Here is an 8,895-nt window from a genome sequence, read left to right as displayed (position 1 = left end):
TCACAAAACACCGACAGCTGTCACATACCCAATTTGCTGAAGCGAGGCCATCTGGTCACGAGTCAGTACCTGAATTTCTTGACGACCATAGAGCGTTGGAACCACCTGATCCCATCCCGAACTCAGAAGTGAAACGATGCATCGCCGATGGTAGTGTGGGGTTTCCCCATGTGAGAGTAGGTCATCGTCAAGATTAAATTCCGAAACCCCAATTGCGAAAGCAGTTGGGGTTTTGTTTTGTCCGTTGAAAAGTTTTACTCGCGACAGCGAACAAATTTGCACAGTTATTTTCGAATCAGAACACTAGAATAGCCCCACCTTTTTCGGAGCCAGAGCCTTTATGTCAGATCCGGTTGGCGCCCAAGGGCTGTCAGAATTACCGCTGGAAGACTTGGTGGCCTGTCACGAGTGCGACCTGCTGATGCGCAAGCCAACCCTTGCTCATGGCGAAAAAGCCCTCTGTCCACGTTGCGGTTACGAACTGTATGCCCATCGCCATAATGTGGTGCAGCGTAGCCTTGCCCTGGTGATTGCGGCATTGCTGTTGTATATCCCGGCAAACTTTTTACCCATCATGCAGCTCAATATCCTCGGGCAATCCTCGCAGGATACGGTATGGAGCGGCGTGCTCGGTCTGTTCAACACTGATATGCAGGGCGTTTCGATCGTCGTGTTTCTATGCAGCATGGCTATACCGCTGCTCAAGCTGCTCTGCCAGTTGTTCGTTTTACTCACAATTCGCTTCAATGTCGGCCGCAGCTATGGTCTGTTGCTCTACCGCATTTATCACCACCTCAAAGACTGGGGCATGCTTGAGGTCTACCTCATGGGCGTCCTTGTCGCGATCGTCAAACTGGCGGACATGGCGGCCATCACCGTCGGCCTCGGTCTGGCATGTTTCATCGGTTTGTTACTGGTTCAGGTCTGGCTTGAAGTGGTGATGTCGCCGCACCAGATCTGGCAGGCGTTATCAGGAGAAGATGCCCATGCGGGCGATTGATGCAGGCATTCTGATCTGTACCGAATGCCACGAACTGAACAGGCAGGATACCGACAGCGATGTGCAGACCTGCACCCGATGCGGTGCGCTGGTTCACGCCCGGCGGCCCAACAGTCTTGCGCGAACGTGGGCGCTGTTGATCACGGCCGCGATTATCTACATCCCGGCCAACGTGCTGCCGATCATGACCGTCAGCTCGCTTGGTCAGGGGGATCCGAGCACGATCATGTCCGGTGTCATCCAATTGGTGCAGCACGGCATGATTCCCATCGCCGCCGTGGTGTTCATCGCCAGTATCCTGGTGCCGACCTTCAAGCTGGTGGGCATCGCGCTGCTTCTGTTTTCCGTACAGCGCCGCCAGCCCTTGTCCGCACGTCAGCGGATCTGGATGTATCGCTTCATCGAGTTTATTGGCCGCTGGTCGATGCTCGATATTTTCGTGATCGCCATTCTGGTGGCGGTCGTCAACTTCGGCCGGCTTGCCAGTGTCGAAGCCAATCTTGGCGCCATCGCCTTCGCCAGTGTGGTGATTCTGACGATGCTCGCCGCTGTCACTTTCGATCCCCGACTGATTTGGGATAACACGGAGTCGGACGCCGACCATGACTGATTTGCCTGTAGCTAAAACCCGACCGGCTTCGAACTGGTCTGCCATCTGGGTGCTGCCCCTGATCGCTCTGATTATCGGCGGCTGGCTCGGCTGGCGTGCCTACAATGAAACCGGTATCGAGATTCAGGTGCGTTTTGAAAGCGGTGAAGGCATTCAGGCCAACAAGACCGAAGTGGTCTACAAAGGCATGCCGGTCGGCAAGGTGAAAGCCCTCAAGCTCGATGATGAAGGCAACTCCAAAGGTGTCATCGCAACTATCGAGATGAACAAGGATGTCGATCAGTACCTGAAGACCAGTACCCGTTTCTGGCTGGTCAAGCCGAGCGTGACGCTGGCCGGGATCACGGGGCTGGAAACTCTGGTATCGGGTAACTACGTCGCTATCAGCCCTGGTGAAGGCGAACCGACCCGCAAGTTCAAGGCCCTGGCCGAAGAACCGCCGCTGTCGGACTCCAAACCCGGTTTGCACCTGACGATCAAGGCTGATCGCCTCGGTTCGCTGAACCGTGGCAGCCCGGTGTTCTACAAGCAGATCAAAGTCGGTCAGATCAAGAGTTACGTGCTGTCGGAAGACCAGAGCACGGTCGAACTGAAGGTGTTCATCGAACCGACCTACGCCAAACTGGTGCGCAAACACACACGGTTCTGGAACGCCAGCGGCATCAGCATCGACGCCAACCTGTCCGGCGTGAAAGTGCGCAGCGAATCCCTGGCCAGCATCGTCGCCGGCGGTATTGCCTTTGCCACCCCGGAGAACCGCAAGGACAGCCCGCCCACCGATCCAAGCCTGCCGTTCCGTCTCTACGAAGACTTCGATGCGGCCGCCGCCGGCATCCGCGTGAAGGTCAAACTCAGCGATTTCGAAGGCCTGCAAGCCGGGCGCACTCCGGTGATGTACAAGGGCATTCAGGTCGGTAACCTGAAAGCGCTGAAGATCGATCCGGATCTGTCCAGCGCGACCGCCGAACTGACCCTCGACCCGCTGGCCGAAGACTATCTGGTGACCGGCACGCAGTTCTGGGTGGTCAAACCATCGATCTCCCTGGCTGGCATCACCGGTCTGGAAGCGTTGGTAAAAGGTAACTACATCGCCGTACGCCCGGGCGACAAGGGTGGTGCGCCACAACGTGAATTCGAAGCCCGGCCAAAAGCGCCGCCGCTGGATCTGCGCGCACCCGGTCTGCATTTGGTGCTGTTCACCGACACCCTCGGCTCGATCGATGTCGGCAGTCCGATCCTCTACAAGCAGGTCAAGGTCGGTTCGGTGCAGAGCTATCAGTTCTCCAAGACCCGCAAACAACTGGTGATCGGCGTCCACATCGAGAAGGAATACGAAAACCTGGTCAACGCTTCGACCCGGTTCTGGAACGTCAGCGGCGTCACGCTGACCGGCGGTTTGACCGGTGGGATTCAGGTCAAGAGTGAATCGTTGCAGACCCTGATGGCCGGCGGCATCGCTTTCGAGACGCCGCAAGCCAAGGCCCCGCTACAAAAGCGCATCCCGCGCTTCCGTTTGTTCGCCAACCATGATGAAGCGAATCAGAAAGGCGCCGTCGTCACCATCAAGGTCGATCGCGCGGACGGTTTGCGCAGTGGCACCCCGGTTCGCTTCAAAGGCCTGGACGTGGGCAAGATCGAAAGTGTCGACCTGACCGATGATCTGCAATCGGTAATCCTCACCGCGCGCATCACTGAAGTGCCGGAGAAGATTGCTCGAGTCGGCAGTCAGTTCTGGGTGGTCAAACCGGAGTTGGGTCTGATCAAGACCTCGAACCTGGAGACCCTGGTCACCGGCCAGTACATCGAAGTGCAACCTGCGGCGAAGAACCTCGGCCCGCAGAAGAACTTCGTGGCCCTGGCCAATCCGCCGGAAGTCACCAAGCAAGAGGCTGGCTTGAGTCTGGTATTGAGCGCTGCCCGTCGCGGTTCGCTGAAGCCGGGTGTGCCGGTCACCTACCGCGAAATCACCGTGGGCAAAGTCACCGGTTACGAACTGGGCCAGACAGCGGATCGAGTACTGGTGCACATCCTGATCGAACCGAAATACGCGCCACTGGTGCGCAGCGGAAGTCGCTTCTGGAACACTAGCGGCGTCGGTTTCGACATTGGCCTGTTCAAGGGTGTAACGGTGCGCACTGAGTCGCTCGAGACCGTTATTCAGGGCGGTATCGCCTTCGCCACACCGGACGGCGAGAAGATGGGCAATCAGGCCCGCGCCGAACAGACCTTCCCGCTCTTCGACAAGTTCGAAGACGAGTGGCTGAACTGGGCGCCGAAAATCCCTCTCGGCAAATAATCCAGAGCCCATGAAAAAGGGCCGCGATCCAATGGATCGCGGCCCTTTTTTGTGCCCGTCAGTTACGCATCAAACCGCATCCAGCTCCGGCTCGTCGGCCTGGACATTGATGGTGGCCTTCACCACATCGTGGCGACGGATGTACTTCCAGTCCGCCTCGTCGATGTAGATACCGGCCGGGCCGCTGCCGCCTTCCAGGTCGATGGCGACACTGGCGCAGACCTGCGGCTTCACGCTCGCCAGAATCGGCACGAAGCCCAGTTGCAGGCTGGTTTCCAGCAGCGCAGCCTGGTTCTTCTCGTCGATGTCCGCCGCCTCGTCGAGGTAGTACGGCAGGCGCACGCGACCGGCCAGGTCGCGGTCCATCAAGTGCAGCAACAGGTACATGTTGGTCAGCGCCTTGATGGTCATCGTGGTGCCGTTGGACGCTGCGCCATCGATGTCGGTGTGGATAACCGGCTGGCCGTTGACCTTGGTGATCTCGAACGCCAGTTCGAACAAGTCCTTGAGACCGAGCTGGTTGTGGTTCGCCGCCACCAGCCGCGCCAGGTATTCCTTGGCCTCTTCGTTCTTGTTGTCCTGTTCCGCACTTTGGCTCAGGTCGAACACCGACAGGGTTTCGCCTTCCTCGTACTGACCGGCGCTGTGGATGATCTGGTCGATGTGCTTGAGCGCTTCCTTGTTCGGCGCCAGCACGATACGGAAGCTCTGCAGGTTGGACACCTGACGCTTGTTGATCTCGCGGTTGAACAGCGCCAGTTGGTGCTCGAGGCTGTCGTAGTCGCTGCGGATGTTGCGCAGGGTCCGTGCGATATCGGTCACGGCTGCACGACGGGCCTTGCCCAGGGTCAGGGCTTCGTCGGTACGGTGCGCGTAAGCGTTGATCAGCAACGACAGACGGCGCTCCATGTCGTCTTCACTGTCGAACTTGGCTACGCCTTTGAGGCGCACTTGCGCGTACAGCGCTTCGATCTGGCCATCGGCGCGCAGCAGGCCTTGCCAGCTGTCCTGATAGTCGTTGAGCAGCGGCAGCAGGTTGTCCATCGAATCGTCGACCGGATCCATGAACGGCGTACCGAACGGCAGATCCGCCGGCAACAGCTGACGGCGACGCAGGGCATCGTCGAGGGTGCGTTGCTTGGCTTCCATATCGGCGATCTGCCGGCCGACCAGTTGCAGCTTGGCCGACAGCTGCTGGACGCGCTCGGTGAACGCATCGCTGGAACGCTTGAGTTCGTCCTGCGCGGCTTCCATCTGCGCCAGTTGCTCCAGCTTGTCGCCTTCTTCGGCGCTCAGGGTCTGGGTGCGGCGGAAGTCTTCCAGCGCTTTCTGCGCATCCAGCACTTGCTGGTACAGCGCTTCTGTCTGGGTCTTGCTCGCGGCGCGGTCCGCGGCCACGGCTTGCTGGGTCTTGAGTTGCTTGAGCTCTTTTTCCAGACGCTCTTTCTGATCGCGCAACGCGGCACGGTCGGCCAGCGCTTGCAGAGCCGGCGGCTCGATGTGCGAGATGTCGATCGACAGGCCCGGCACTTCGAAACGCTCGCCCTTGAAGCCGTCGAGGATCAGTTCGACGGATTTCACCCACTCGCCGTCCTCGTCGAGAGTGATGCCATGTTCGCCCAGCGGCAGGCTGAACAGTGCGCTGTTGAACAGACGCATCAGGCGCTCGACGTCCTGTTGCGAGAATTCTTCGCGCAGGCGGGCGTAGCTGTTGTTGTCGGCGTGATCGAGTTGCTGCTTCACCGACTTCAGGCGTTTTTCCAGATCGCGAAGACGTTCTTCGAGATCCTCGGCACTGAACTGACGAGACTGCGCCAGCGCACCGGCCAGTTCGTCGTGAGCGTCCTTGGCCGCCAGCAGTTGTTGCTCCAGCACTTTGACGTCATCGACCAAGGCAAAGCGGTTCTTCAGCACTGACAACTCGCCGAGCCAGCGCTGGATGCCGGAGATTTCCCGCTCCAGACGCATCAGTTCCTGAGTGCCACCGCGCTGGTCGTTTTGCAGATCGTCCTGCTCACGACGGTAATGCTCGGCCTGGATGGTCAGCTCTTCCTTGCGCGCCGTGGCATAGTCCGACCAGGTGCCGAGCAACGAGTCGAGCAGCGGCGACAGGCGATGCAGTTTGCCGCGCAGTACATCGCGCTGTTTCACGCCGTTGGCCAAGGCTTCGACCAGCGGGCCGGCAGCCACCAGCGAGTTGTAGTCCTGTTCCATGCGACGTACATCGCGGAAGGCTTCTTCGCACGCCGCAATGTAGTCGACGCTGCCGGAACGCAGGCTGTGTTCGAAGGCATCGAGGAACAATTGCTTGAGCTTGGCTGCGGTGATTTCGCGCATGTGCAGCAGGTTGATGAACAGCGCGCGGAAGGTCTTCAGGCTCTGCTCGCTGGTGGAGCGCAGCGGGATCAGCGTCAGATCCAGCGGGATCGACGTGTGACCGCCAACCAGCAAGCGACGCAGCTCATCAGGCTTGAGTTCGTAGGCTTTCAGGCCTTCTTTCTCAAGGTTGCTGAATAGCTCTTTCTGCCGCAGGCAAGTGTCGTTTTTCTGGTAGTGCGCCAGATCGAGCTTACCGGCGTAGGCAAAGAACTGGTGACCGAAACCACCGCCCGGGCCGCGACCGACCACGCCGATCACGTGCGGGCCATGAGGCAGGTTCACTTCGACGAGGATGTAGCTGGTGTCGGAGGCAAAGTAGAAACGCCGGGACTGCTCCAGGCTGTACTTGCCGAAACTCATGTCCGACATGCGCGCCAAAATCGGGAACTGCAAGGCGTTGATCGAGGCGGATTTGCCGAGGTTGTTCGCGCCGTAGACCGACAGCGGTTCTTCCAGCGGGAACAGGCCGAGGCTGTAACCGGCGGTGTTCAAAAGGGCAAAGCGGCGGATGCCGTAGCGTTCCTGGCTCATGCGTCGGACTCCTGTTCTTCGGCAATGGCGCGGGCCAGTGCGTCTTCTTCGCTCTCTTCCTCAAATTCGCTGAGATCGAGCGGGTCGTCGGTGGCGAGGAATTTCGCCTCGGCCTCTTCGTCGATCAGCACCGGTGCCGGCAGCGGCAGAACGCTGTGCACGCTGGCCGCCAGGTCGCGGTCCTGCTGGACCGATAGGCAGACGTCGAGGAAACGGTGCATCGGCGGCAGGAAACGGTACACGCCGTTTTCTTCGCTGGCGAAACCGAGCTGGGTCATGCGGCGCATGATTTTTTCTTCGAGTTCTTCGACGGTCTGCACTTCGGCCTGGATGAACAGGTCGCGGTACTTTTCCAGCAGCGATGGCAGTTCTTCACGGCCGAGGCTGCCACCGTCGAGCACGGCGATCGGGTCGCGGCCCTGATCGGCCAGATGTTCGACCAGGATGAAAGTGAACAGCGCCAGACGCTGGGCAGTCTTGTTCACCGCCGCTGCGGCCATGTCCGGGACGAAGTAGTAGAAACCACGGGTATCACAGACCAGTTCGAAACCCAGTGCCTTGAACAGCGTGCGGTACTGGTCCTGGAAGTTCGACAGTTGTGCGTACAGCTCCGGATCGCGGCGGCTGACGTGGTAACCCTTGAACAGCTCGCGGAAGATCGGCGCGAGTTGCGACAGTTCGGAAAGATCAAGATGCATTGGGGATGCTCGCAGAATCCTCGGCGGCGGTGTCGCCGGCCGAGAGCAGGGCGAAGGAGCGCAGGCTGACCTGGTGCTCGTGAGTGTGGTATTCGCGGCGTTCCAGACGCTCGCGCTTGAAGCGTTTTTCCCGCGACAGGCGCGAGAACCAGTACAGCAATTCGTCGGTTGCGCCGTCCGGTTCCTGCTCCAGCAGCCAGGTCATCAGATCCGGCATCGGCAGGGATTCTTCGCAGCGGTCGACCATCTCGCGCACGGTGCGTGGTGCGCGCGGAGCATCGCCGATCTTCTGCGATTTGTGCGCCTTGGGGAAACGCGCCGGTTTCGGCTCGAAACGGGCCAGGGCGTAGACGTAGGCTTCAACCTGGCTGGCGCTGCCGAGGAAGGTGCTTTGCGGCCGGGTGAACAGCGGCATCGCGGCTTGCGGCACGGCGTCGATGCCTTTGCGGCGGATCGCGGCCAGCGCCAGCGCAGCGCCACGGGTCACGGCGTTGTGTCGGCGGGCTTCTTCACGCAGCGGCAGCAGCAGCTCGCGGGCGTGACGCAGGGTCAACTGGGCGCTGGTCTGCATTTCGAGGATGCGCGCATGGGTGCGCAGCAGCATGTCGTCATCGACCAGATGGCCGAGGCGCTGCTGTTCGCTGAGCATCTTCAGCAGCACGGTTTCGACCTTGCGCACGCCTTGCTCGAAGGCGCCGTCGGCGTTCACCAGATCGATCATCGGCTCGACATATTCGTCCCAGGTCGCCAGCACTTCGGCATAACGCTGACGCAGCGGGATCTGCCGGTCGCTGGTCTTGGCCCGTTCGGCCACGGCCACCAGCGCCTGTTCGTCGTTGTCGAGTTTCTTCAGAACGTCGCGCACGCGCATGTCGAGCAGACGCAACTGACGCGCCAGATCATTGCCGTCACGGACATCGAACGCGTCCTGGATATAACCGGCCAGACGCTCGAGGTGACGCAGATAGGCTTCGATTTCCAGGCACAGGCCCAGACGGTGTTCCCGGCGCAGATAGGCGAGGAAGTCGTGGATCTGTGCATTGAGCTCGAAACGGTTCGGGCTTTTCGCCACGGGAACCAGAATGTCGAGGCGGATCCACACGTCGAGCAGACTGGTGATGTCCTGCGGCGTGCTGTCCAGTTGTTGGGCGGCCAGTTGCGTGCGCAGTTCGTTGAGGCTCAGGGTGCCCTGGTCGAAGTGCTCGCACAGTGGCTCCAGAAGTGCCCAGTGTTCAGCGAGGGCGCGCAAGACGCGCTTGGGTTCGATCATCGGAATGGCCGGCTGGTTGGCGATTAAAAGCCGCGATTGTACTGCATCACGAAGGATGCGATTCACTCTCGGGACGGGCTGTCGCTTTTCTTTGCGTCAAGGTATCGGTCA

6 protein-coding genes and 1 rRNA gene are annotated in these 8,895 nt (G+C 60.0%); 4 read left to right on the top strand and 3 right to left on the bottom strand.

Translation table 11 applies throughout. The annotated features are described in order from the left end of the window. Positions 1–77: 77 nt before the first annotated feature. The 4 genes from rrf to CAF80_RS27810 all read left to right on the top strand — a co-directional run bounded on the left by rrf (position 78) and on the right by CAF80_RS27810 (position 3,906). A 5S ribosomal RNA gene (rrf, locus tag CAF80_RS27825) occupies positions 78–193 on the top strand. Between the two features lie 147 nt (positions 194–340). Continuing rightward, complete coding sequence (locus CAF80_RS27820; RefSeq protein ID WP_039766393.1) at positions 341–1,000, top strand: paraquat-inducible protein A; 660 nt, start codon at positions 341–343, stop codon at positions 998–1,000. Beyond that, a complete protein-coding gene (locus tag CAF80_RS27815) occupies positions 987–1,610 on the top strand; it encodes a paraquat-inducible protein A (protein WP_007951771.1) in 624 nt (207 codons plus the stop codon). Before CAF80_RS27820 ends, CAF80_RS27815 begins: the two co-directional genes overlap by 14 nt. Next, complete coding sequence (locus CAF80_RS27810) at positions 1,603–3,906, top strand: PqiB family protein (RefSeq protein WP_085668216.1); 2,304 nt, start codon at positions 1,603–1,605, stop codon at positions 3,904–3,906. The genes CAF80_RS27815 and CAF80_RS27810 overlap by 8 nt, the downstream gene beginning before the upstream one ends. A gap of 69 nt (positions 3,907–3,975) precedes the next feature. Here the strand turns inward: CAF80_RS27810 and mksF are convergent, their stop codons facing one another. Genes mksF through mksB form a run of 3 tightly spaced genes read right to left on the bottom strand, consistent with a single transcriptional unit; the run spans position 3,976 to position 8,784 of the window. Further along, entirely contained in the window at positions 3,976–6,816 is a 2,841-nt protein-coding gene (mksF, locus tag CAF80_RS27805) for an Mks condensin complex protein MksF (RefSeq protein ID WP_039766389.1), read from the bottom strand. Further along, complete coding sequence (gene mksE, locus CAF80_RS27800; protein WP_011335946.1) at positions 6,813–7,514, bottom strand: Mks condensin complex protein MksE; 702 nt, start codon at positions 7,512–7,514, stop codon at positions 6,813–6,815. Before mksE ends, mksF begins: the two co-directional genes overlap by 4 nt. Further along, positions 7,504–8,784 (bottom strand): Mks condensin complex protein MksB, encoded by a 1,281-nt coding sequence (gene mksB, locus CAF80_RS27795; protein ID WP_163976477.1) that lies wholly within the window; start codon positions 8,782–8,784, stop codon positions 7,504–7,506. Before mksB ends, mksE begins: the two co-directional genes overlap by 11 nt. Positions 8,785–8,895: the final 111 nt, after the last annotated feature.

Origin of the sequence: Pseudomonas sp. B34(2017), assembly GCF_002112915.1 — a bacterium.
In the GTDB taxonomy this organism is placed as follows: domain Bacteria; phylum Pseudomonadota; class Gammaproteobacteria; order Pseudomonadales; family Pseudomonadaceae; genus Aquipseudomonas; species Aquipseudomonas pharyngis.
This window is presented reverse-complemented; position numbering and strand designations above follow the sequence as displayed.

What these genes read in the sequence shown, in the direction of transcription:
- mksF (WP_039766389.1), bottom strand. Translation starts at nt 6,816, where the DNA reads ATGAGCCAGGAACGCTACGGCATCCGCCGCTTTGCCCTTTTGAACACC.
- mksE (WP_011335946.1), bottom strand. Translation starts at nt 7,514, where the DNA reads ATGCATCTTGATCTTTCCGAACTGTCGCAACTCGCGCCGATCTTCCGC.
- mksB (WP_163976477.1), bottom strand. Translation starts at nt 8,784, where the DNA reads ATGATCGAACCCAAGCGCGTCTTGCGCGCCCTCGCTGAACACTGGGCA.
- CAF80_RS27815 (WP_007951771.1), top strand. Translation starts at nt 987, where the DNA reads ATGCGGGCGATTGATGCAGGCATTCTGATCTGTACCGAATGCCACGAA.
- CAF80_RS27820 (WP_039766393.1), top strand. Translation starts at nt 341, where the DNA reads ATGTCAGATCCGGTTGGCGCCCAAGGGCTGTCAGAATTACCGCTGGAA.
- CAF80_RS27810 (WP_085668216.1), top strand. Translation starts at nt 1,603, where the DNA reads ATGACTGATTTGCCTGTAGCTAAAACCCGACCGGCTTCGAACTGGTCT.